Here is a 22,695-nt window from a genome sequence, read left to right as displayed (position 1 = left end):
AGCCCATGCGCTTTGACGTCATCACGCTCTTTCCCGAACTGTTCGCGCCCTTACTGACCACAGGCATCACACGTCGCGCCTTTGAATCTGGGCAAGTGGATGTACAGCTGACCAATCCCCGGGATTTTGCAGAAGGCGCCTATCGGCGTGTCGATGACCGCCCCTTTGGTGGCGGGCCTGGCATGGTCATGATGGCCGAGCCGCTTGCACAAACCCTGTCTCACATTCGCGAGCAACGCCAGACCCAGGCTCCGGTGGTCCTTTTTTCACCTATTGGCAAGGTTCTGGACCACGCGCTGGTGTCCGAGTTTGCTACCGGAGAAGGCGCCATTCTGCTGTGTGGCCGCTACGAAGGGCTGGACCAACGGTTCATCGATGCCCATGTGGACATGCAGGTAAGTCTGGGTGACTTTGTGCTGTCGGGCGGTGAAATTGCGGCCATGGCACTCCTGGATGCCGTTGCCCGGCTGCAGCCAGGAGTCTTGGGCGACCCCATGAGCCATCACCAGGACAGCTTCAACCCCGCGCTGGACGGGTTGCTGGATTGTCCCCATTACACCCGCCCTGAAGTCTGGGGTGGTGTAGCGGTTCCTGAAATTCTGCTGTCTGGCCACCATGTCAACATCGAGCGTTGGCGCCGTGAAAAGCGTCTTGCCCTGACAGCGCGCAATCGTCCCGATCTCCTGGTGCGGGCCCGCTCGGAGGGCCGCCTCACACCGCAGGACGAGCAATACCTTTCCAAGTTGTAGCCAAGCTTGCTATAATGGCAGGCTAACCGATCCTCTGGCCGGCCAGGCATGCTTTCATAAGGAAAGTCATGATTGTCATCAATCCCGATGACGGCGCGTCCAAGATCCTGAAGGAAACCATGGCCAACATCATTCAAGCACTCGAGCAGGAAGAAATCGCCCGTCTCGGAAAAACCATCCCCGACTTTGCTCCCGGTGACACCGTAGTCGTTAACGTCAACGTGGTTGAAGGCAACCGCAAGCGCGTCCAGGCCTATGAAGGCGTCGTGATTGCCAAGCGCAACCGCGGTCTGAACAGCGGCTTTATCGTCCGCAAGATCTCCAGCGGCGAAGGCGTGGAGCGTACGTTCCAAACCTACAGCCCGCTGATTGCCAGCATCGAAGTCAAACGCCGTGGTGACGTGCGCCGCGCCAAGCTGTACTACCTCCGTGACCGTAGCGGCAAGTCTGCACGTATCAAGGAAAAGCTGCCAGCCAAGAAGACTGCCGCATAAATCTGCGACGCTGTCTTTTGGTAAACCGCCCCGGCTCAACGCTGCGGCGGTTTTTTTACGACCGGCACCTCTAACAACCCATCCGTTCACTTGGCCCATATTCCCCCTTTCAAGCCGCAAGACGTACCTGTGCACTCGGTGGACAGCCATTTGCCTGCCCCGTTGCCGACGCATTTGGAGCCTCAGGCCTTGAGAGAGCGCTTTGCCTCGCAGCACGTGTGGACGCCTGAGGTGCGCAAGGAAGCCAAATTTGTGGAGCGTGAACCCACACACGCTTCGGTACTTATTCCGCTGGTGAAGCGCGAGCGATTGCATGTTCTTTTGACGCTTCGCCCCGTCCATATGAACAGCCATTCCGGGCAAATTGCGTTTCCTGGCGGAAAGGCGGACCCAGAAGACAAGGACGCCATTGCCACCGCCTTGCGTGAAGCACGGGAAGAGGTAGGTCTGGAGCCGCAGTTCGTGGAAGTCATTGGCACCATGCCGATCTACACCACCGGCAGCGGTTTCATCGTGACGCCGGTAGTGGCCCTTGTGGAGCCCACGTTCGAGCTGCGCCCCAATGCGGCAGAAGTCGCCGACGTATTCGAGGTGCCGCTGGACTTCTTGATGAATCCGGCCCATCACCGGCATCACGTCATTGACCTGGACGGGGTAACGCGGCGCTGGCTGTCCATGCCCTTCAAGGATGGCAGCGCGGAACGTTTCATCTGGGGCGCAACAGCCGGCATGTTGCGCAACTTTTACCGCTTTGTGCTGGACTGAGCTGGGTATGATGATTCCATGAGTTTTATCTCTATTCTTTTTGCGCTGTTACTGGAACAGGCACGGCCTTTGGGGCAGATGAATCCCGTGCACAACGCCAACCGTGGCTGGGTGCGTTGGGTGATGCGCAACTTCGACACGGGCAAGGCACATCATGGCTGGCTGACCTGGTCGCTGGCTGTAGTCTTTCCGGCGCTGCTGGCATGCGGCATCTATTGGCTGCTGGTATGGACGCTGGGTTGGGTCGCTGCCGTAGTCTGGAACATCGCCGTGTTGTATGTGACGCTGGGTTTTCGTCAATTCAGCCACCACTTCACTTTGATCCGCGATGCGCTTTATTCGGGCGATGAAGCACAAGCACGCCAGAAGCTGGCGGAGTGGATGCGCATAGACGCCAGCGAGCTGCCGCACAGCGAAATCGTGCGGCATGTCATCGAGTATTCGGCCATATCGGCGCACCGCCACGTGTTCGGCGTGCTGGCGTGGTATTCGGTGCTGGCCGCCATAGGGCTGGGCCCTGCGGGCGCGGTGTTCTACCGCATCGCCGAGTACGTTGGCCGCTATGTCAACCGCTCTTTGCTGCCTACCGATCTGTCGGTAAGCCCGTCCTTTCAGGGCAGCGCCAACCGGGCCTGGTATCTGGCCGACTGGGTGCCTGTGCGGCTCACTGCGCTGGGCTTTGCGTTCGTGGGTAGTTTTGAGGAAGCGGTGGACAGCTGGCGCCAATATGCGGCGCGCTACCCGGAAGACAACGACGGCGTCATCCTGGCGGCGACTGCCGGAGCCATCAATGTGCAGTTGGGTGAGCCGGAAGAAATAGGCGGTGACCAGCAAGTACCTCAGTCGGTGCACCTGCGTGCATTTGTCGGCCTGGTGTGGCGTACCGTGGTGATGTGGATGGTGATTCTGGTGCTGCTCTCTCTGGCCCGGTTGTTGGGCTGAGCAACAAACGCTTCAGTACCGCGTCTGTGACAGCTCGGCGAACAAGTCGCCGTAAATCTTGTAGCGATTCGGGCTGATGTGCTGCCGCGCCAAAGCATCGCGCACCCCGCAGCCCGGCTCGTGCAAATGGCTGCAGTTGTAGAACTTGCATTCCCCCGCATGCGCCTTGATGTCGGGCATCAGGCTGGCCAGACGCATGGGCTCGATGTGATGCAATCCGAATTCCTGAAAGCCTGGCGAATCAATCACTGCGGTGGTCTTGTCTGATCCTACCCAATACAGGCTGGTGCTGGTGGTGGTGTGCTTGCCCGAATTCAGTGCGCTGGAGATTTCCTGCGTCAACACCTGGGCATCGGGCAGCAGGCGGTTGATGAAGGTGCTTTTGCCGGAGCCAGAGGGGCCCAGAATCAATGTGGTTTTGCCCCGCAGCAGGGGCATCAAGTCGGCAAGCTCGGTGGCTGCCGTGTCTCCTGCCTTGGGCTTCAATGCCAGTGGCAGAACCTGGTAGCCCATGTCGCGGTATACCGCCATGCGCTCCCAGGCACGGCCAAACGGTTCGGTCAAATCGCTTTTGTTGAGAGCGATGATGGGTTGGATTTTTTCCGCCTCGGCGGCGATCAGTGCACGCGAAAGCTGGCTCTCGGAAAACTCGGGTTCTGCCGCAATCAACACCAGCACCTGGTCCAGGTTGGCGGCGAAGGACTTGGTGCGAATCTCGTCCTGGCGGTAGAACAGGTTGCGCCGCTCCAGCACCTTCTCTATCGTGCCTTCATCTTGCGTGGCCTGCCACAGCACGTGGTCACCCACGACGGTCTGGCTTTTTTTTCCGCGCGGGTGGCATATCAGCCGCCTGCCGTCGGGCGTTTCCACCAGCACGTGGCGGCCATGTCCGGCAACGACCAGGCCGGGTTCAAGAGTGGGGGAGGCCAAGTGTCTTCAGCCCGTCAGGTCGCAGGTGGAATCAGCGCGTCCACCAGTGCAGCACAGGCAAAGTCGGACTGGGTAATGCCCTGTACGTCATGCGTATGGAAGCGCACGCTGCAGCTGCTGTAGGCCACCAGCAATTCCGGGTGGTGGTTTTGCTGTTCGGCCAGGTACGCCACTGCATTCACAAAGGCCATGGTGCGGAGGAAGTTCTTGAAATGGAATGTCTTTTCAATGGCGACGTCGCTGCCATCGCCATGCAACTTCCAGCCGTCCAGCTTGGCCAGACCGGCGATGACTTGCGTGGCACTCAATACGGTGCGGCGTTGCGTGGTGGGCGTTGATGTGCTCATGGGCTCAGGCATTGGCAAAGGGTGTTTGCATGCGCCCCAGGCGTTCGGTGGCTGGAGGATGCGAGTAGTAGAACTTCACATACACCGGGTCGGGGGTCAGCGTGGAGGCGTTGTCCTGGTAGAGCTTGAGCAGTGCCGAGGACAGGTCCGCTCCGCTGGTCTGCGCCATGGCGTAAGCGTCGGCTTCGAACTCATGCTTGCGCGAGAGCTGTGCAAACAGCGGGGACACAAACGTGCTGAACAAGGGCAGCACCATCATGAACAGGATCAAGGCAAATGCGTCGTTGGCACCGCGCAGATTGGGGATCACGCCCAGACCGGTATAAAACCAGGTCTGGCTGCTCAGCCAGCCCAGCAGGGCAAACCCCAGCAAGCTCAGCGCAAACATGGAAACAATGCGCTTGATGATGTGGCGGTGCTTGAAGTGCCCCAGTTCGTGTGCCAGCACCGCGTCCACTTCATCCGGCGTGAGCTGGGCCAGCAGCGTGTCATAGAACACCACGCGTTTGGACGCACCAAAGCCGGTGAAGTAGGCATTGGCATGGGCGCTGCGCCGGCTGCCATCCATGACGTAAAAGCCTTTGGAGGTAAAGCCGCAACGCGCCATCAGCCGCGTGACCCGGTCTTTGAGCTCCACGTTGTCCAGAGGCTGAAATTTATTGAACCAGGGGGCAATCAGGGTGGGGTAGAGCAGCAGCATCAGCAGGTTGAAGCCCATCCACACGCCCCAGGTCCACAGCCACCAGAAGGTGCCAGTGGCACCCATCATCCACAGCACCAGTGTCGCCAGGGGGGCGCCCAGCACGACACCAATCAGGATGGATTTCAACGTGTCCTGCAGCCACAGTGCGGGCGTGACCTTGTTGAAGCCGAAACGCTGTTCCAGCACAAAGGTCTTGTAGAGGGAGAAGGGCAGGTCGATCACAAAGCCTGCAGCGGCAAATGCCCCCAACAAGGCCACTTGTTGCGCCAGCCCGGGCTGCATCACACCCAGCAAGAGATGGTTCAACCAGGAAAGCCCGCCCAGCAGCGTCCACACCAGCGTCACCACGGCGCCCCAGGCCAGTTCCAGCAAGCCGAAACGGGTCTGAGCCAGGGTGTAGTCGGCGGCTTTTTGGTGGGCTTGCAGACTGATGCGGTCGGCAAATAGCGCGGGTACTGCTCCCCGGTGTTGGGCCACATGGCGAATCTGTCGGCTGGCCAGCCAGAATTTGAGCAGCAAGCCGGCCACTAGGGCAACGGCAAAGGCAATGGTCATCCCCAGCGAAAGCTGGGTGAATAGGGAGTCGTCGGTCATGCGGCTGAGTTTAGGTCATCGGCGACAATGGCGGCATGGCTGATACCAACACCCCTTTAAGCAAATCCGACAAGAACCTGATCTGGCTCGACTGCGAGATGACCGGCCTGGAGCCAGACCACGACCGCATCATTGAAATCGCGGTGATCGTCACCAGTCCGGACCTGGCGGTGCGTGTGGAGGCACCGGTGTACGTCATACACCAGAGCGACGCCCAGCTCGACCTGATGGACGCCTGGAACAAGGGCACCCACGGCAAGAGCGGCCTGATCGACAAGGTCAAGGCATCCACCACGACAGAGGCCGAGGCTGAGGCAGCATTGTTGGCGTTTGTGAGCCAGTATGTGCCGGCCAATGGCTCTCCCATGTGTGGCAACACCATCAGCCAGGACCGGCGTTTTCTGGTCAAGTACATGCCCAAGCTGGACGCGTTCTTCCACTACCGCAACCTGGATGTGAGCACCCTCAAGGAATTGGCCAAGCGCTGGAAGCCTGAGGTCTATGCATCGTTCAAGAAGCAACAGCGCCACACCGCGCTGGCCGACGTGCACGAGTCCATCGACGAGCTGATGCATTACCGCGAGCACTTCCTCAAGATCTGATCGGCATGCGCAGCCAATGATGCGGAGTACAGACTGCGATTAGGTAGAAACCCGAATTCATGTCATAATCGCAGGCTGCGCTACAAACAGTAGCCTTTTGCACATCTCCCTTCATTCACCGGCCCCAGATAACTTGGGGCCCAAGCACTGAGAACCCCGTTGCGGGTCAGAGCAGGTTCCGTTTGATGGTTGATGTTTTTTAACCATTGACGGGGCAGCCGCATATCCTGCGGCGCTCGCGTGAGAGAAAACCATGACTGACGCTTTTGAAGTGACAGGCGAATTCGCGCCTGCCGAAAATTTTTCCAACTCCCTGGATACCGCTGTTGAAGCCACATCCGCAGCTGAAACCTCCGCTGCCGTGCAGCCCGATGCACCCGAAGCTCCCAACGGCTTCGTCGAGCTGGGCCTGGCCCGTGAACTCGTGATGGCTGTGAAGGACCTGGGCTACACCCAGCCCACCACGGTGCAGATCAAGGCCATCCCCCTGGCATTGCCAACCACCAAGGAAGGCCAGAAGGATGGCTATGTCGACCTGATGGTTTCCAGCCAGACTGGTAGCGGCAAGACCGCCGCCTTCCTGTTGCCCGTGCTGCACACCTTGCTGGCCCAGCAAGCCGCCGCCGAGGCCGCCGAGCGCGCCGAATACGAAGCCGCTTGCGCCGATGCCGTGGCCAAGGGCGAAGCTCCTCCTAAGCGCGCCAAGCGCAAGGACCCCACCAACCCTCGCAACTTCAAGGCCGCCACACCCGGCGCCCTGGTCGTATGCCCGACCCGCGAACTGGCCCAGCAGGTGGCGCATGACGCCATCGATCTGGTCAAGCATTGCCGCGGCCTGCGCATTGCCAACATCGTGGGCGGCATGCCCTACCAGTTGCAAATTGCCAAGCTGCAAAACGCAGACTTGGTGGTTGCTACGCCGGGACGTTTGCTGGACCTGCAACGCTCCATGCAAATCAAGCTCGACCAGGTGCAGTTCCTGGTGGTGGACGAAGCCGACCGCATGCTGGATCTGGGCTTCTCCGATGATCTGGCTGAAATCAACCAGCTCACCATCCAGCGCAAGCAGACCATGATGTTCAGCGCGACCTTTGCGCCGCGCATCCAGCAGCTGGCCACCCGCGTGATGCGCGAACCCCAGCGCGTGACCATCGACAACCCGCAAGAGAAGCACGTCAACATCAAGCAGTCCATCTTCTGGGCTGACAACGCACAGCACAAGCGCAAGCTGCTGGACCACTGGCTGCGCGACACCAGCATCAACCAGGCCATCGTGTTTGCCAGCACCCAGATCGAGTGCGACGGCTTGGCCAACGACCTGCAACAAGACGGCTTCTCCGCGGTGGCGTTGCACGGTGCGCTCAGCCAAGGTCTGCGCAATCGTCGCCTGATGGCGCTGCGCCAAGGCCAGGTGCAAATCCTGGTGGCAACCGACGTGGCCGCGCGTGGTATTGACGTGCCCACCATCAGCCACGTGTTCAATTTCGGCCTGCCCATGAAGGCAGAAGACTACACCCACCGCATCGGTCGTACCGGCCGTGCCGGTCGTGACGGCCTGGCCATCACCTTTGCTGAAATGCGTGACCGCCGCAAGATTTTTGACATCGAGGCTTACACCCGCCAGCCCATCAAGGCGGAAGTGGTGCCCGGCCTGGAACCCCAGCAACGCATGCCGCAAGAGCGCCCTGCCTTCGGTGGCCGTGGTCGTGGCGGTGACTTCCAACCTCGTGAACGCAAGTTCGGCGGCCCGCGTGAAGGCGGCTTCGGCGGTGGCAACCGCGGTGGCTTCGGTGGCGGACAGGGCGGTGGCTTTGCCGACAAGGGCGGCGCAGGCAAGCGCGACTACAGCGGTGCAGCCCGTGAAGGCTTCAGCTACGAGCGCAAGGGTGGTTTCAACGACCGCTTTGCTGGCGGACAGGGCGCGCCCCGCGGCGACTTCGCACCGCGTGATGCGGCACCTCGCGGTGACTTTGCTCCCCGTGGTGATTTCGCGCCGCGTGGCGACGCAGCACCCCGCGGCGACTTTGGTCCTCGCAAAGACTTTGGCGCTCCCCGTGGTGACTTCGGTGCACCACGCGGTGACCGCAAGCCTGGTTTTGCCAAGCCCGGCAATGGTGGCAAGGTGTTCGTTCCCCGCGACGCCAAGAAGCGCCCCAGCCGCAACTTCGACTGATCGTTGATGAGTGCCTGCACCTGCTGCGGGCGCTGAGAAAACCAAGGCCTTGCGCGGAACGCGAAAGCGTTCTGTCCAAGGCCTTATTGCATGGCGTTGCGCCGCGCCAGCTCCACGAATAAGGCCGACTGGTCCATGTCGGCGTCGCCATGCGCAACGCCATCGGCATACAGCTGTTCCAGCGCCGCCGTGATGGGTGCGTCGAAGCCCAGTTCGGACGCAGTGCCCAGCGCGTTGCGCATGTCCTTGAGCTGCACCGTCAGGCGTGCGCGGGCGGTGAAGTCCCGCTCCACCATGCGTTGACCATGCACTTGCAGAATCCGGCTATCGGCAAAGCCACCGGTGATGGCCGCCTTGACCTGGGCCATGTCGGCACCACCTTTTTCACACAACAGCAGTGCTTCGGCAACGGCACCAATGGTGATGCCCACAATCATCTGGTTCGCCAGTTTGGCGAGTTGCCCACATCCATGCGGGCCAACCAGCGTGGGGCGACCCAGCACGGTCAGCAATTCCCTAGCTGCCTCAAAGTCTTGCAGATTGCCGCCGGCCATGATGGCCAGCGTGCCTTGCTCGGCACCGATGGTGCCGCCGGAGACGGGCGCATCCAGGTGGCGCAGGCCCATGGCCTGCAGACGCTGCGCATGGTCACGCGCTTCGGCCGGTTTGATGGAGGACATGTCGACCACCAAGGCGCCCGCCTGCATGGCAGCGGCGGTACCTGCATCGAAAAGCACCTGGGCGACCACCGGGCCGTTGTCCAGCATGGTGACGACATATTCGGCGCCTTGCACCGCCTCAGGCGCGCTGGCGCACACGGTGGCCCCGAAAGGCAGCAGGCGCTGCGCCTTGTCGATGCTGCGATTCCATACGCGCACACTGTGTCCCGCTTCGCACAGGCGGCGGGCCATGGGGAAGCCCATGAGCCCGATTCCCAGAAAGGCGACGCGCATGGCCTACATCAACAGATGTTCGCCGGCGTTGTCACCACCCAGCGTGACGTAGTTGACCTTGCGGATGTCCATCAGCTTGAGGCCACCGGCGTAGCTGATGGAGCTCTGCACGTCCTGCTCCATCTCGATGAGCGTGTCGGCCAGCTTGCCCTTGATGGGCTCCAGAATGCGCTTGCCTTCCACATGCTTGTACTCGCCCTTGTTGAAGTCGGAGGCCGAGCCGTAATATTCCTTGAACAGCTCGCCGTCCACTTCCACCGTCTTACCCGGCGACTCTTCGTGCCCGGCAAACAGCGAGCCGATCATCACCATGGATGCGCCAAAGCGGATGCTCTTGGCAATGTCACCGTGGCTGCGAATGCCGCCGTCCGCCACGATCGGTTTGGTGGCCACGCGGGCACACCACTTGAGCGCGCTGAGCTGCCAGCCGCCGGTACCAAAACCAGTCTTGAGCTTGGTGATGCACACCTTGCCGGGGCCCACGCCGACCTTGGTGGCGTCGGCGCCCCAGTTCTCCAGGTCGATCACGGCTTCGGGTGTTGCGACGTTGCCCGCGATGATGAAGCTCGTGGGCAGCTTTTGCTTCAGGTAGGCAATCATGTTCTTCACGCTGTCGGCATGGCCGTGGGCGATGTCGATGGTGATGTACTCGGGCGCCAGACCTTTGGCCACCAGTTGGTCCACTGTGTGGTAATCGGGCTGCTTGACGCCCAGGGAGATGGACGCATACAGCCCCTTGGAATGCATGTTGGAGGTGAAGATCACATTGTCCAGGTCAAACCGGTGCATCACGTAGAAGTAACCGTTTTGCGCCATCCATTCGCAAATGGATTCGTCGATCACGGTCTTCATGTTGGCTGGCACGACCGGCAGGCGGAATTTGCGTCCACCCAGCTCCACACTGGCATCGCATTCGGATCGGCTTTCCACGCGGCATTTGCGTGGCAGCAGAAGGATGTGGTCGTAGTCAAAAATTTCCATTGTCCAAGCTCCTGTCAAAAGACATTCAAGTTTCAAACGATGGGCGCTTGGAACGGAGCAGGCAAAAAAATACCGGCTCCCAATTGCTTGGGCCCGGTGCTTGATTCTACCCTTTGGTTGTCTGTGGCGTCATAACGGGGGCGTTCTGCTGTTTATTAGGTTTTTCTTAAGTTGGGTGGGTTTGCTTCGCCTCAAGTAACGGGTGGCTCGCCGGGGGTGGGTATGCCGGGGGCCTCATACGGCGGGTACGCCCAAATCGGCCCCCGGCATACCCACCCCCGGCGAATAGTGACGGAATGGTTTGGAGACAAGAGCAGCCAAATAGCAAGCCTGGTGGTAATTGCTTTTTCGCAACCACCACGCACCACGCAGGGCAAGGGGGTATGGGGCGGCCGATTTGGGCGTACCCGCCGTATGAGGCCGCCCCATACCCCCTTGCCCTGCCAGCCAACCACCGTCGCCATAAACCGCAACGCGTACCAAAGAAGTAATGACAAAGAGACCGCACCCCGCCACTTCCTACAATCACCCCATGTCCCTGTTCACACAACACGCCGACCCCAGCCAATCCCCGCTGCTCAACACCCTCAACCCGGAACAGCGCGCCGCCGTCACCCTGCCTGCCGAGCACGCCCTGATCCTGGCCGGGGCGGGCTCTGGCAAGACGCGGGTGCTCACCACGCGCATCGCCTGGCTGCTGCAAAACGGCTACGTGTCGCCCGGCGGCATCATGGCGGTGACCTTTACCAACAAGGCCGCCAAGGAAATGATGACGCGTCTGACCAGCATGCTGCCCATCAATGTGCATGGCATGTGGATAGGCACCTTCCACGGCCTGTGCAACCGCTTTCTGCGCTCGCACTTCAAGATGGCCAACCTGCCGCAGACCTTCCAGATCCTGGACACGCAGGACCAGCTTTCAGCCATCAAGCGGCTGTGCAAGCAATACAACATCGACGACGAGCGCTTTCCGCCCAAGCAGTTGCAGTGGTTCATCTCGGGCTGCAAGGAAGACGGTTTGCGTCCGGCCAATGTGGAAGTGCGCGACGAGGACACCCGGCGCAAGGTGGAGATCTACCAGCTCTACGAAGAGCGGTGCCAGCGCGAGGGCGTGGTGGACTTTGGCGAACTCATGCTGCGTTCGTACGAGCTGCTGCGCGACAACGACCCCATCCGCGAGCACTACCAGCGTCGCTTTCGCCACATCCTGATCGATGAGTTCCAGGACACCAACCGCCTGCAATACGCCTGGATCAAGATGCTGGCCGGGCAGGGCGCCGACGGCTCGCCCGATACGCCCGGCGGCGCCGTGCTGGCGGTGGGCGATGACGACCAGAGCATCTATGCCTTTCGCGGTGCGCGCGTGGGCAACATGGCGGACTTTGTGCGTGAGTTCAACGTGCAGCACCAGATCAAGCTGGAGCAGAACTACCGCAGTTACAGCAACATCCTGGACTCAGCCAACGCGCTGATCAGCAACAACGGCAACCGCCTGGGCAAGAACCTGCGCACCGAGCAGGGCCCTGGTGAGCCGGTGCGGGTGTACGAGGCGCCCACGGACTTTGCCGAGGCGCAGTGGATGGTCGACGAGATGAAGCAGCTCATCCGTGACGACTACGAGCGCAAGGAGATTGCGGTGCTGTACCGCTCCAATGCGCAAAGCCGTGTGATTGAAACTGCGCTGTTCAACAGCGGCATGCCCTACCGGGTGTATGGCGGATTGCGCTTTTTCGAGCGGGCTGAAATCAAGCATGCGCTGGCCTATCTGCGCTTGCTGGAGAACCCCAACGACGACACCAGCTTCATGCGCGTGGTGAATTTTCCGGCGCGTGGCATTGGCGCGCGCAGCATCGAGCAGCTGCAGGACATTGCCAAGGCCACGGGGTGCTCCTTGCACGACGCGGTGAGCACACTGACCGGTCGTGCCGGTGCGGCGATTGCCGGCTTTGTGGCCAAGATCGATGTGCTGCGCGAGCAGACCAGCGGCATGAACCTGCGCGACATCATCTCCGTCATGCTCGAAGACAGCGGTCTGCTGGCGCATTACCGGGCCGAGCGCGAAGGCGCCGACCGGGTGGAAAACCTGGAGGAACTGGTTAACGCCGCCGAGAGCTTTGTGATGCAGGAAGGCTTTGGCCGCGATGCGCTGGGCCTGACCCGCAAGCCCGGCATGAGCGACAGCCTGCTCAGCCAAAGCCCGGCCAGCCAGGGGCTGGACGGTGACGAAGCGCTTGCCGCAGCCGCACCCGAAGAACCAGAGTTTGGCGATACCGGCGAAACGCTATCCCCACTGGCTGCCTTCCTCACCCACGCCGCGCTGGAGGCGGGGGACAACATGGCCCAAGCCGGACAGGACGCGATCCAGTTGATGACGGTGCATTCGGCCAAAGGGCTGGAGTTCGACTGTGTGTTCATCACCGGCATGGAAGAGGGCCTGTTCCCGCATGAGAACTCCATGAGTGACCGCGATGGGCTGGAAGAGGAACGTCGCCTGATGTACGTGGCCATCACGCGTGCGCGCAAGCGGCTGTACCTCAGCCATTCGCAGACGCGCATGCTGCATGGTCAGACCCGCTACAACCTGAAAAGCCGCTTCTTCGATGAACTGCCCGAGGAAGCTCTCAAGTGGCTCACGCCCAAGCACCAGGCAGTCATTCCCGGTTCCTCCGGTGGAGGCAGCAGAGGCTGGCAAGGTGCCTCTGCTTACACGCACCAGGGCTTTGACTCAACCCGCTATCCGGCGGGTGGCAGCGTACGGGTGGAGCGCGAAATCGTGCGCAAGGAAGAGCCGGCCCACGGCTTGAAGGTCAAGCAAAAGGTGTTTCACGCCAAGTTCGGCGAGGGCACGGTGCTGACGCTGGAGGGCACTGGCGATGATGCCCGCGCACAGATCAACTTTCCGCGCCACGGCACCAAGTGGCTGGCACTCAGCGTGGCCAAGCTGACGCCGGTGCCCTGACTCAGGTACCGGACTTGCCGAGCATGTCGGCCGGGTTCATCTGTCCCGGCTTGTCTTCCATATAGCCCTTGCCGTCCTTCACGCCCTTGTGGCCGGCAATCTGCCAGGCAGTCTGCTGGCCAGCCAGGCGGGCCAGGTATTCCAGTTCTTCATCGGTATGGTTGAAGGCGCCGGCGGCGGTCAGCATGTGGCCTCCCTTGGGGGACACCTCGCCCCAGAAGGACTGGTGGTAGCTGGAGCGGCTGATCAACTGGTCATCGCCTGCCTTCACATCCACTTCGCCGTAGCAGTTGCACAGGTAGCTGCGTCCATTTTGCTCGGCGAATATTTCGGTATAGGTGCCAGTACCACGGATTCCGGCCGTAATCGTCGGGGTGACGATCAGGCGCCGATTGCCCTTGCCCCATACGCTCACCACGGCGCCGGTCAACAAACGCAACACGCTAACCGCCAGCAAGGAGGCGCCGCGCTCCATGGTCAGCATGCTGTTCTGCCGCACATGGAAGGCGGAATTGCCCAGCACAAAAATCACCGTGGAGCCGGGGCCGGTGGCAATGGTGTCACCGGTTTGAATGGTGTGGGTGGGAGTCAATCGCTCGCCATTGAGCGTGGCATCACCGCGCAGCTCCACGATGTTGCTGCGGGATTGCGCTTGGGCAGCCAGGGAGCCGCCCATGGCCGTCCACGCTGCAGCCGTCTGCAGAAAGCTGCGCCGTTGAAACCAGAGCAGTTCAGTGTCTGTCCGTCCCGAAAGCTGGTGTTGCGTCATGCGGCTTCTCCGGTGTCGTCCAGAAAGCAGTCCTGGAAGCTGAAGTAGATCGAGGTGAAGAACATGGCTGCCATCACCATGGCCGCCGGGAAGATGAAGCCGGACACCAGCTCGGGGCTGCCGGTCAGCCCGGCAATGATGGCCACCACCATGCCCATTGCCAGAAACGCTCCCAGCCACACCAGGCTGTACACCGTGAAGGCCCAGAAATTGCGCACGCAGGCGATCATGCTGAAGAACAGGCTCTTGACCGGCGACACACCATGCCAGTGCACCAGCGCCGGCGCGTGCCAGAACAGCAGGGAGAGCGGCATGTACAGCACCATGGCCAGCATGACGGCGCCCTGGAAATCACCGGCGAGCACGGTGTCCGTGGTCATGCTGCCGCCAAACAGATAGAGGCGGGCAAACTTGCCACCATCCACAGTTGCGGAAATGGCCAGCACCAGCAGAAAACCGGCCGCGTACAACAGGCCTAGTACCAGCATGGCCTTGAGTTGCTGGCGTCCGGCGCTGAAGCCGCTCAGAAGCACCTTGGGCATGGGGAACTTGCTCTGGCTTGCTTCACGGGTGGCGGCCATCAGGCCCAGCGTGGCGCCTGGCAGCAAGGCCAGCGCCAGCACATTGCCCAGCACGGGCACCAGGCTCAACACCGACATGGCCGCCATGAACATGAAGAACAGGCCCAGGAGTGCGATCGGCTTCTTGAAAAAGGTGCGTATGCCCAGCTTGAACCACAGCACGCCCGTCTTGGCCGGAACGATATTGAGCTTCATGCAGCAACCTGCTCCACGGCGAACAGGGAGGCCAGATTCAAAGGCGCCGCAATGCGCTCGCGCAGCACGCGCTCGAATTGCGCCGGGTCATGGGGTTTGAGCATGGCGGCTTCACGTGGCAGATGCAGATCCCACAGGCGTGAGAGCCAGAAGCGCAGGGCGCCGGCACGGGTCAGTGCGGGCAGCAGCTCGCGTTCCTGCGCCGTCAGGGGGCGCACCGTTTCATAGGCCTGTATCAGGGCGCGGCTGCGATCCAGGTCGGCGCGGCCCGTGGCAATGTCCACGCACCAGTCGTTCAGGCACACAGCGATGTCAAACAACCAGGTGTCCACGCCGGCAAAATAGAAATCAAAAATGCCGGTCAGCTGCGGGCTTTGGCCTGCCGGCAGGTCCTGGGCAAACATGGCGTTGTCGCGGAACAGGTCGGCATGGATAGGGCCACGCGGCAGTGCGTTGTAGGTCGATTGCGCCGCGACATGGTTCTGGTAGGCCAACTCGCTGCGGATCAGGGTGGACTGTGCCTCGTCCAGAAACGGCAGCACCACAGGCACGGTCTCGTTCCACCAGTCCAGCCCGCGCAGATTGGGCTGTTTCATTTCAAACGACTTGCCGGCCAGATGCATGCGTGCCAGCACTTCACCCAGCGCGGTGCAATGGGCGGCAGTGGGGTTGAGTTCGCTTTTGCCCTGGAGCAGATTGACCACGGCAGCCGGCTTGCCATTGAGCGCATGCAGCACGTCTCCGTCGCGGTTGGCTGCGGGGTCGGGCACCGGAATGCCATGCACGGCCAGATGCTTCATCAGGCGCAGGTAGAAGGGCAATTGCTCTGCCGTCAGCCGCTCGAACAGTGTCAGAACATAAGGCGCCTGGTCCGTGGTGACAAAGTAATTGGTGTTCTCAATGCCGCCGGCACAGCCCTCCATGTTCTGAAGTGTGCCCAAGCCAAGAGACTGAAGAAAAGTGCTGGCCTCGTCGAAGGAGACCTCTGTATATACCGCCATGCCCGAATTGTAGGGCCCGCCCCGAAGACCCCGGACGGCTTGGGCACAGCACAGGCAAAATGCTGCCATGAGCGAATCCAAGAAAACCCTGCTGCTGGTAGACGGTTCCAGCTACCTGTACCGTGCCTTCTTTGCCGGAGGCGGGGATATGAAGATCACCCTGCCCGATGGCAGCGTGCAAAAGACCGGTGCCATCCGCATCATGATCAACATGATGCAGTCGCTGCGCAAGGAAGTGCACGCCGAGTATGTGGCCTGCGTATTCGATGCCAAGGGCCCGACCTTCCGCGACGCCATCTACCCTGAGTACAAGGCGCATCGCGACCCCATGCCCGATGAACTGCGCAGCCAGATCGCCCCGATCCACGAGGTGGTGCGCCTGCTGGGCTGGACGGTGCTGGATGTGCCGGGCGTGGAGGCCGACGACGTAATTGGTACCCTGGCCGTCACTGCGGCCAACCAGGGCATCGAAGTGGTGGTGAGCAGCGGTGACAAGGATCTGGCCCAACTGGTCAATGAACACATCACCATCATCGACACCATGAACGGCAAACGCCGGGATCTGGCCGGCGTGGAAGCCGAGTTCGGCGTGCCCGCGCGCCTGATGCTGGACTACCAGACGCTGATCGGCGATACCGTGGACAACGTGCCCGGCGTGCCCAAGGTGGGCCCCAAGACCGCGGTCAAATGGCTGCAGGAATACGGCTCGCTGCAGGCCGTGGTGGACAACGCTGCAAACATCAAGGGCGTGGTGGGTGAGAACCTGCGCAACGCGCTGGACTGGCTGCCCACCGGGCGCACGCTGCTGACCATCAAGACCGACTGCGAACTGCAGGACGTCATTCCCTCCTTGCCGGCGCTGGATTCGCTGGTGGTCGGGCAGCAGGACTCCACCGCGCTGCTGGCGTTTTGCGACAAGTACGGCTTCAAGGGCCTGGCCAAGTCGCTGGGCGTGGCGGCATCCGCTGATGCGCAGAATGGCTCCGCAGCCGGCAAGCCGTCCGGCAGCACTGCGCCGAATGCCAATCCGGGCCTTTTTGATGAGCCTCAGCCTGCGCCTGCCGCGGTTGCGCGCACCCGGGATGGATCGACCCTCTACGAGACCATCCTGGCCTGGGACGCATTCGAGGCCTTGCTGGCCAAAATCAGCGCAGCCGAACTCACGGCGCTGGATACCGAAACCAATTCCCTGGATGAAATGCGCGCGGAAATCGTGGGCATCAGCTTCAGCGTGAAGTCCGGTGAAGCGGCCTACATTCCGTTGGCGCACAACTATCCCGGCGCGCCCGCGCAATTGCCGCGTGACGAGGTATTGGCGAGGCTCAAGCCCTGGCTGGAAAACCCTGCCGCGCGCAAGCTGGGTCAGCACATCAAGTACGACCGCCACGTGTTTGCCAACCACGGCATCGAGGTGCAGGGCTATGCGCACGACACCATGCTGCAGAGCTATGTGCTCGAAGTGCACAAGCCGCACGGACTCGGTAGCCTGGGTGAACGCTTTTTGGGCCGTAGCGGCATCAGCTTCGAGGAGCTGTGCGGCAAGGGCGTGAACCAGATCACCATGAACCAGGTGGACGTGGCCAAGGCGTCTGAATACGCCTGTGAAGATGCCGAGATGACGCTGGATGTGCATGCCCTACTGTGGCCGCAGCTGCAGGCCGATGCGGGACTCTCCTTCATCTACCAGCTCGAAATCGACAGCAGTGAGGCGCTCTACCGCATTGAGCGCAACGGCGTGCTGATTGACGCACCTACGCTGGCAGCGCAAAGCCATGCCCTGGGCCAGCGCATCCTGCAACTGGAAACCGAGGCCTATGCCATCGCCGGCCAGCCCTTCAATCTCAGCAGCCCCAAGCAGCTGGCAGAAATCTTCTTCGACAAGCTGGGCATGCCCGTGGTCAAGAAGACGGCCACCGGTGCACGCAGCACCGATGAAGAGGTGCTGGAAAAACTGGCCGAGGACTTTCCGCTACCGGCTAAGCTGCTCGAGCACCGCGGCCTGGCGAAGCTCAAGGGCACCTACACCGACAAACTGGCCCAATTGGCGCTGCCGCGTACCGGCCGCGTGCACACCCACTACGCGCAGGCGGTGGCCGTGACCGGGCGCCTGTCCAGCAACGACCCCAACCTGCAGAACATTCCCATCCGCACACCCGAAGGCCGCCGCGTGCGCGAGGCCTTTGTGGCCGGTCCGGGCAAGGTGATTGCCAGTGCCGACTACAGCCAGATCGAGCTGCGCATCATGGCCCACATCAGTGGCGATGAAGCCTTGTTGCGCGCCTTCCGGGACGGGCTGGACGTGCACCGCGCCACGGCGGCAGAAGTGTTCTCGGTGCCGGTGGAGCAGGTCAGCAGCGAGCAGCGCCGCTACGCCAAGGTGATCAACTTCGGCCTGATCTACGGCATGAGCGCTTACGGTCTGGCGCGCAACCTGGGCATAGACAACACCGCGGCCAAGAACTACATCACGCGCTATTTCGAGCGCTATCCCGGCGTCAAGGATTACATGGACCGCACGCGCGAGGAGGCCAAGGCCAAGGGCTATGTGCAGACCGTGTTCGGCCGGCGCCTGTATCTGCCTGAGATCGGCTCACCCAACGGTCAGCGCCGTGCCGGGGCCGAACGCGCCGCCATCAACGCGCCCATGCAAGGTACCGCCGCCGACCTGATCAAGCTCAGCATGGTCAAGGTGCAACAGGTGCTGGATGCCGAGCAGCGCGGCACGCTGATGATCATGCAGGTGCACGATGAACTGGTGTTCGAAGTGCCCGAAGCCGAGGTCGACTGGCTCAAGCTGGAAATCCCGCGCTTGATGGCGGGCGTGGCCGAACTCAAGGTGCCGCTGCTTGCGGAAGTGGGCGTAGGCCCCAATTGGGACAAGGCGCACTGAGCGCGTTTGCTTTGAGAGGTATTTTTTGACTTTCCTATCCATCTTGCTGGGCACGCTGGCAGCCGGTATCGGCAGCGTCTGGCTGGCGGCCCTGCTGAGCTTTGGCGCGTTGGCGCGCTACACCCAGCACATGCTCAGCCTGGCGGCCGGGGCGCTGATGTCCACTGCCTTCATGCATTTGCTGCCGGAGGCGTTCGAGAGTGGCTTGGAGCCGCATGACCTGTTCCTGATCCTGCTGGTGGGGTTGGTGTTCTTCTTCCTGCTGGACAAGGCGGAGCTATGGCACCACGGCCATGAGCACCACCACGGCCCGCAGACACAGGAAGGCCATGCCGATCACGCCCACCACGATCACGACCATGCCCACCATGCGCATGCAGGCCCGACGGGCGGAAGCTGGGCTGTGCTGGCCGGTGACAGCGTGCATTGCTTTGGCGACGGCATGCTGATCGCGTCGGCCTTTATCGCCGACTTGCGTCTGGGCGCGATTGCCTCGCTGGCCGTGCTGGCGCACGAGGTGCCTCACCATATGGGAGACCTGATGGTGCTGCGCGGCGGCACCTCCAACAAGCGTGCAGCGCTCATCAAGGTCTCGCTGGCCGGAGCCGTCACCGCGCTGGGGGGCGTCGTGGGGTACTGGTTGGTGGACCAGCTGCATGCCTACCTGCCGTACTTTCTGGTGCTGGCCAGTAGCAGCTTTATCTACGTGGCGCTGGCGGATCTGATTCCGCAACTGCAAAAACATTTGTCCGCCCGCCAGACGGCGGCACAGATCGCCTGGCTGGCCCTGGGCATTGGGCTGGTTGCGGTACTGAGCAGCGTGGGCGAGCACGCGCACTAGGGCCTTGTTGCCACAGTGCGCTGCAGGCAGTCAGTCGGCGTGCAGGTGGGAGCCCAGTGATTTGCAAGCCTGTTGCAGGGCCTGCGCCAGCGCATCACGCAGCGGATGCGGTGCAGCAATCTCCGGCAGCAACAAACGAATCTGGAAGGCGATGCTGGCACCCAGGGGGCGGACTTCCAGCCCGTTGCCGGTGCACTCCAGCGCGGTCAGGGGGTTGACAATGGCCACACCCAGACCCTGGCGCACCATGGCGCACACGGCGGCGGCGCTTTCGGTTTCCAGGTAGAGCGCGCGCTGAATGCCCTGCTCGGCGAACAAGCTGTCTATGGCGCGGCGATAGGGGTCGTTGGCCGCCAAGCTGATGAACCGCTCGCCTTCAAAGTCCTGCAGTTGCAGCCGCCTTTTTCTGCATAGCGCGTGGGCGCTGGGCAGCACCGCCACTTCATTGGCCTGCAACAAGGTCGAACCGATCACCCCTGCCGGTGCTTCGTCGGACTCGCTCAGCCCCAGGTCAAAGCGCTGCTCGGACAGGGCCTGTTCCAGCCAGGGGGACTCCATGGGGTGCACGCTGACCAGCGCCTCGGGAGCCGTGTGCGACAGCGCCTGCAACGCATGGGGAACCAGCGCGTGGGCCAGAGCCGGCAGGCAGGCCAGACGCAGCCGGGTGCTGCTGAAGCTGCGTAGCTCGCGTGCACGTTGGGCAATCTGGTCCAGGCCCACAAAGGAGCGCTCCACTTCCTGCATCAGAGCCAGTGCCCGGGCCGTGGGGCGCAGGCGACCGCGCACGCGGTCAAACAGGGAGAAACCCAGCAACTGCTCCAGGCGCGCCAGCTCCCGGCTGAGCGTGGGTTGGCTGGAGTTGGTGGCCTCGGCGGCGCGGCTCAGATTGCCGTGCAGCATCACGGTGCGAAACATGTTGAGCTGGCGGTGCGTCAACATGGGAGCACCTGCCTGGGAAGGCGGTGAGGGAGGTGAGGGGCGGGTGGGCATGCACAAACTATATCCATTTTGAATGCATGGTTCAAAAAATTGGCATTGCTGTTATAGATGGTTGACACCATGATGGCGGTCATGAATCCTTTTCCTCCCTCCCTCCTGGCCGATTTGGCCCGCCAACACGGCACCCCTTTGTGGGTGTATGACGCCAACACCATCCTCGAACGCGTAGCAGCGCTGAAGCAGTTCGACACGATCCGTTTTGCCCAGAAAGCCAATTCCAATACCCATCTGCTGCGTTTGATGCGCGCGCAAGGCGTGGCGGTGGACGCGGTTTCCTTGGGCGAGATCGAGCGTGCGCTGGCAGCGGGTTTTCAGCCCGGCCTGCACGACGGCCATGCCGAAATCGTATTCACCGCTGATTTGCTGGACCATGCGACGTTGGCGCGTGTGGCCGCGCTGGGCATTCCGGTGAACTGCGGCTCCATCGACATGCTGGGCCAATTGGCAGCGGTCAGCCCCGGCCATCCGGTGTGGCTGCGCATCAACCCCGGCTTTGGCCACGGCCACAGCAACAAGACCAATACCGGCGGCGAACACAGCAAGCACGGCATCTGGCACGGCGAACTGGTACGTGCCTGCACGCAGATCCGTTCGCTGGGCCTGCAGCTGCAAGGTCTGCACATGCACATTGGCTCGGGCGTGGATTACGGTCACCTGCAGGAAGTTTGCGGCGCCATGGTGGAACTGGTAAAGACGGTGCAGGCGCAGGGGCTGGACCTGCACGCCATCTCCGCTGGTGGCGGACTGTCCATTCCGTATCAGGCGGGTGAACCTGTGATCGATACCACGCACTACTTTGACTTGTGGGATGCCGCGCGCAAGACCATCCAATCGCTGCTGGGCCATGCCGTAGCGCTGGAAATCGAGCCCGGCCGCTACCTGGTGGCCGAGTCCGGCGTGCTGGTGTGTGAGGTGCGCGCCAGCAAGGTGCAGGGCAGCCAGAACTTTGTGCTGGTGGATGCCGGTTTCAGCGATCTGATGCGCCCGGCCATGTATGGCAGCCACCACGGCATGGAAATCATCCATGCCGATGGTGGCAAGCCCGGCGGTGCAACCCAGGCTACCGTGGTCGCCGGTCCGCTGTGCGAGTCTGGCGACGTATTCACCCAGGGTGAGGGTGGCGTGGTGCTGTATCGCGAGCTGGCGAAGGCGAAGGTGGGCGACTTGCTGGTGGTGCATGACACGGGCGCCTATGGCGCGTCCATGTCTTCCAACTACAACACGCGTCCTCTGATTGCCGAGGTGCTGGTCGAAGGCGGCAAGGCCCGGCTGATTCGTCGCCGCCAGACCGTGGCCGAGCTGCTGGCGCTGGAGTCTGTCTAGCCTTTGGCGACCGGGCGCGACGGGTCACTGCACCACTCGCTCCAGCTTCCCGCAAAGAGGGCGGTGCGGCCCAGCCCGGCAATTTCCATGGCCAGGATGTTGGGCACGGCGCTGACACCGCTGCCGCAGTGGTGCACAACTGCAGCCGGGTCGCGCTGACCCAGCAAGGCGGTGAACTCGGCGCGCAGCGTGGCTACGTCCTTGAACTTGCCATCGGGACCGATGTTGAGGTTGAACGGGCGGTTCAGTGCGCCGGGGATGTGGCCGGCCACCGGGTCGATCGGTTCGGTCTCGCCTTTGAAGCGCGGTGTGCCCCGGGCATCCACAATGTGCTGGCCGGGTTGCCCCAGGTTCTTCACCACGGTATCTGCGTCCACCAATGCCACCAGCGCGTCGTGTATCTGGAATGTGGTGCTTGGGGCAAGGGGCTCGGTTCCGCTGGATACGGCGCCGCCCGCCGCTTGCCAGGCCTGCAGGCCACCGTCCAGCACCGCAACATTGTCATGGCCCAGCCACTTGAGCATCCACCACAGGCGGCCGCAGTAGTTGGCCCCTTGGCGGTCATAGACCACGGCCTGCATGCCGTTGGCAAAGCCCACGCTGCCAAGCCACTGGGCAAAGGTGGCGCGCGCGGGCAAGGGATGGCGCCCGCCCGATTGCGCTCCCGTCACGCTACGCTCCCCCTTGGCACTGAGGGCTGAATCCAGGTGGGCGTACACGGCGCCGGGGATATGGGCCTCGCGGTACATGGCCGGGCCGTTTTCCGGGTTCATCAGGTCACCGCTGCAGTCGAACACCATGTAGGGCTGTCCACTGGACATCAGATGCTGCAGTTCTGCGGCGGAAATCAATGTGTTGAAGGTGGTGGGCATCGCAAACGCTCCTGTTCCAGAGAGTGGGGGGG

General features: G+C 62.0%; 20 protein-coding genes. 10 read left to right on the top strand and 10 right to left on the bottom strand.

Going from position 1 to position 22,695, the window contains the following annotated elements:
- Positions 1–5 precede the first annotated feature (5 nt).
- From trmD to AC1RMF_RS08920, 4 genes are all read left to right on the top strand, one after another.
- Positions 6–749, top strand: a complete 744-nt coding sequence (trmD, locus tag AC1RMF_RS08935) for a tRNA (guanosine(37)-N1)-methyltransferase TrmD (protein ID WP_493141188.1) — start codon at positions 6–8, stop codon at positions 747–749.
- 119 nt (positions 750–868) lie between these two features.
- The gene (rplS, locus tag AC1RMF_RS08930; RefSeq protein ID WP_342621121.1) at positions 869–1,243 is read left to right on the top strand and encodes a 50S ribosomal protein L19; all 375 of its coding nucleotides are present in this window, start codon (positions 869–871) and stop codon (positions 1,241–1,243) included.
- A 90-nt stretch (positions 1,244–1,333) separates the two neighbouring features.
- Positions 1,334–2,008: a CoA pyrophosphatase gene (locus tag AC1RMF_RS08925; RefSeq protein WP_342616918.1), complete on the top strand. Its 675-nt coding sequence runs from the start codon at positions 1,334–1,336 to the stop codon at positions 2,006–2,008.
- A gap of 18 nt (positions 2,009–2,026) precedes the next feature.
- On the top strand, positions 2,027–2,950 hold the full coding sequence (locus AC1RMF_RS08920) for a CobD/CbiB family protein (RefSeq protein WP_493141187.1): 924 nt from the start codon (positions 2,027–2,029) through the stop codon (positions 2,948–2,950).
- Between the two features lie 12 nt (positions 2,951–2,962).
- On the opposite strand, the gene rsgA is transcribed toward AC1RMF_RS08920, so the two are convergent.
- From rsgA to AC1RMF_RS08905, 3 genes are read right to left on the bottom strand one after another with little or no spacing between them, the layout of a single operon-like run.
- Entirely contained in the window at positions 2,963–3,880 is a 918-nt protein-coding gene (gene rsgA, locus AC1RMF_RS08915; protein ID WP_493141186.1) for a ribosome small subunit-dependent GTPase A, read from the bottom strand.
- Between the two features lie 14 nt (positions 3,881–3,894).
- The gene (locus tag AC1RMF_RS08910; RefSeq protein WP_493141185.1) at positions 3,895–4,227 is read right to left on the bottom strand and encodes a 4a-hydroxytetrahydrobiopterin dehydratase; all 333 of its coding nucleotides are present in this window, start codon (positions 4,225–4,227) and stop codon (positions 3,895–3,897) included.
- Positions 4,228–4,231: 4 nt separating this feature from the next.
- Positions 4,232–5,524, bottom strand: a complete 1,293-nt coding sequence (locus AC1RMF_RS08905) for a M48 family metallopeptidase (protein WP_493141184.1) — start codon at positions 5,522–5,524, stop codon at positions 4,232–4,234.
- A gap of 35 nt (positions 5,525–5,559) precedes the next feature.
- On the opposite strand from AC1RMF_RS08905, the gene orn reads away from it, so the two are divergent.
- Positions 5,560–6,126: an oligoribonuclease gene (orn, locus tag AC1RMF_RS08900; RefSeq protein WP_493141183.1), complete on the top strand. Its 567-nt coding sequence runs from the start codon at positions 5,560–5,562 to the stop codon at positions 6,124–6,126.
- 253 nt (positions 6,127–6,379) lie between these two features.
- A complete protein-coding gene (locus AC1RMF_RS08895) occupies positions 6,380–8,299 on the top strand; it encodes a DEAD/DEAH box helicase (protein WP_493141182.1) in 1,920 nt (639 codons plus the stop codon).
- A gap of 83 nt (positions 8,300–8,382) precedes the next feature.
- Here the strand turns inward: AC1RMF_RS08895 and AC1RMF_RS08890 are convergent, their stop codons facing one another.
- Both AC1RMF_RS08890 and AC1RMF_RS08885 read right to left on the bottom strand, forming a co-directional pair.
- The gene (locus tag AC1RMF_RS08890; RefSeq protein ID WP_493141181.1) at positions 8,383–9,252 is read right to left on the bottom strand and encodes an NAD(P)-dependent oxidoreductase; all 870 of its coding nucleotides are present in this window, start codon (positions 9,250–9,252) and stop codon (positions 8,383–8,385) included.
- A 3-nt stretch (positions 9,253–9,255) separates the two neighbouring features.
- Positions 9,256–10,233: a GMP reductase gene (locus tag AC1RMF_RS08885; protein ID WP_493141180.1), complete on the bottom strand. Its 978-nt coding sequence runs from the start codon at positions 10,231–10,233 to the stop codon at positions 9,256–9,258.
- Between the two features lie 532 nt (positions 10,234–10,765).
- Here AC1RMF_RS08885 and AC1RMF_RS08880 point away from each other — a divergent pair.
- Positions 10,766–13,192, top strand: coding sequence for a UvrD-helicase domain-containing protein (locus AC1RMF_RS08880; RefSeq protein WP_493141179.1), 2,427 nt, complete (start codon positions 10,766–10,768; stop codon positions 13,190–13,192).
- A 1-nt stretch (position 13,193) separates the two neighbouring features.
- Here the strand turns inward: AC1RMF_RS08880 and AC1RMF_RS08875 are convergent, their stop codons facing one another.
- Genes AC1RMF_RS08875 through AC1RMF_RS08865 form a run of 3 tightly spaced genes read right to left on the bottom strand, consistent with a single transcriptional unit; the run spans position 13,194 to position 15,738 of the window.
- A complete protein-coding gene (locus tag AC1RMF_RS08875; protein ID WP_493141178.1) occupies positions 13,194–13,961 on the bottom strand; it encodes a FecR family protein in 768 nt (255 codons plus the stop codon).
- Positions 13,958–14,737 carry a BPSS1780 family membrane protein gene (locus AC1RMF_RS08870; RefSeq protein ID WP_493141177.1) on the bottom strand — a complete coding sequence of 260 codons (780 nt, stop codon included), beginning with the start codon at positions 14,735–14,737 and terminating at the stop codon, positions 13,958–13,960. Before AC1RMF_RS08870 ends, AC1RMF_RS08875 begins: the two co-directional genes overlap by 4 nt.
- Positions 14,734–15,738 carry a homoserine kinase gene (locus tag AC1RMF_RS08865; protein WP_342616930.1) on the bottom strand — a complete coding sequence of 335 codons (1,005 nt, stop codon included), beginning with the start codon at positions 15,736–15,738 and terminating at the stop codon, positions 14,734–14,736. The genes AC1RMF_RS08870 and AC1RMF_RS08865 overlap by 4 nt, the downstream gene beginning before the upstream one ends.
- Before the next feature lie 67 nt (positions 15,739–15,805).
- Between AC1RMF_RS08865 and polA the strand changes: the two genes are divergently transcribed.
- Positions 15,806–18,628, top strand: coding sequence for a DNA polymerase I (polA, locus tag AC1RMF_RS08860; protein ID WP_493141176.1), 2,823 nt, complete (start codon positions 15,806–15,808; stop codon positions 18,626–18,628).
- A gap of 25 nt (positions 18,629–18,653) precedes the next feature.
- Entirely contained in the window at positions 18,654–19,469 is an 816-nt protein-coding gene (locus AC1RMF_RS08855; protein WP_493141175.1) for a ZIP family metal transporter, read from the top strand.
- A gap of 30 nt (positions 19,470–19,499) precedes the next feature.
- On the opposite strand, the gene AC1RMF_RS08850 is transcribed toward AC1RMF_RS08855, so the two are convergent.
- Positions 19,500–20,408, bottom strand: a complete 909-nt coding sequence (locus AC1RMF_RS08850) for a LysR family transcriptional regulator (RefSeq protein ID WP_493141174.1) — start codon at positions 20,406–20,408, stop codon at positions 19,500–19,502.
- A 132-nt stretch (positions 20,409–20,540) separates the two neighbouring features.
- On the opposite strand from AC1RMF_RS08850, the gene lysA reads away from it, so the two are divergent.
- Entirely contained in the window at positions 20,541–21,791 is a 1,251-nt protein-coding gene (gene lysA, locus AC1RMF_RS08845) for a diaminopimelate decarboxylase (protein ID WP_493141173.1), read from the top strand.
- Here the strand turns inward: lysA and AC1RMF_RS08840 are convergent.
- The gene (locus tag AC1RMF_RS08840; RefSeq protein WP_493141172.1) at positions 21,788–22,663 is read right to left on the bottom strand and encodes a sulfurtransferase; all 876 of its coding nucleotides are present in this window, start codon (positions 22,661–22,663) and stop codon (positions 21,788–21,790) included. The genes lysA and AC1RMF_RS08840 overlap by 4 nt on opposite strands.
- Positions 22,664–22,695 lie beyond the last annotated feature (32 nt).

The sequence above is a fragment of the Rhodoferax sp. GW822-FHT04A08 genome, from assembly GCF_058801025.1.
This window is presented reverse-complemented; position numbering and strand designations above follow the sequence as displayed.

Coding starts and splice junctions, on each gene's coding strand:
- trmD (WP_493141188.1), top strand. CDS start 6: ATGCGCTTTGACGTCATCACGCTCTTTCCCGAACTGTTCGCGCCCTTA.
- rplS (WP_342621121.1), top strand. CDS start 869: ATGGCCAACATCATTCAAGCACTCGAGCAGGAAGAAATCGCCCGTCTC.
- AC1RMF_RS08920 (WP_493141187.1), top strand. CDS start 2,027: ATGAGTTTTATCTCTATTCTTTTTGCGCTGTTACTGGAACAGGCACGG.
- AC1RMF_RS08910 (WP_493141185.1), bottom strand. CDS start 4,227: ATGAGCACATCAACGCCCACCACGCAACGCCGCACCGTATTGAGTGCC.
- AC1RMF_RS08905 (WP_493141184.1), bottom strand. CDS start 5,524: ATGACCGACGACTCCCTATTCACCCAGCTTTCGCTGGGGATGACCATT.
- orn (WP_493141183.1), top strand. CDS start 5,560: ATGGCTGATACCAACACCCCTTTAAGCAAATCCGACAAGAACCTGATC.
- AC1RMF_RS08895 (WP_493141182.1), top strand. CDS start 6,380: ATGACTGACGCTTTTGAAGTGACAGGCGAATTCGCGCCTGCCGAAAAT.
- AC1RMF_RS08890 (WP_493141181.1), bottom strand. CDS start 9,252: ATGCGCGTCGCCTTTCTGGGAATCGGGCTCATGGGCTTCCCCATGGCC.
- AC1RMF_RS08885 (WP_493141180.1), bottom strand. CDS start 10,233: ATGGAAATTTTTGACTACGACCACATCCTTCTGCTGCCACGCAAATGC.
- AC1RMF_RS08880 (WP_493141179.1), top strand. CDS start 10,766: ATGTCCCTGTTCACACAACACGCCGACCCCAGCCAATCCCCGCTGCTC.
- AC1RMF_RS08875 (WP_493141178.1), bottom strand. CDS start 13,961: ATGACGCAACACCAGCTTTCGGGACGGACAGACACTGAACTGCTCTGG.
- AC1RMF_RS08870 (WP_493141177.1), bottom strand. CDS start 14,737: ATGAAGCTCAATATCGTTCCGGCCAAGACGGGCGTGCTGTGGTTCAAG.
- AC1RMF_RS08865 (WP_342616930.1), bottom strand. CDS start 15,738: ATGGCGGTATATACAGAGGTCTCCTTCGACGAGGCCAGCACTTTTCTT.
- polA (WP_493141176.1), top strand. CDS start 15,806: ATGAGCGAATCCAAGAAAACCCTGCTGCTGGTAGACGGTTCCAGCTAC.
- AC1RMF_RS08850 (WP_493141174.1), bottom strand. CDS start 20,408: ATGTTGACGCACCGCCAGCTCAACATGTTTCGCACCGTGATGCTGCAC.
- lysA (WP_493141173.1), top strand. CDS start 20,541: ATGAATCCTTTTCCTCCCTCCCTCCTGGCCGATTTGGCCCGCCAACAC.
- AC1RMF_RS08840 (WP_493141172.1), bottom strand. CDS start 22,663: ATGCCCACCACCTTCAACACATTGATTTCCGCCGCAGAACTGCAGCAT.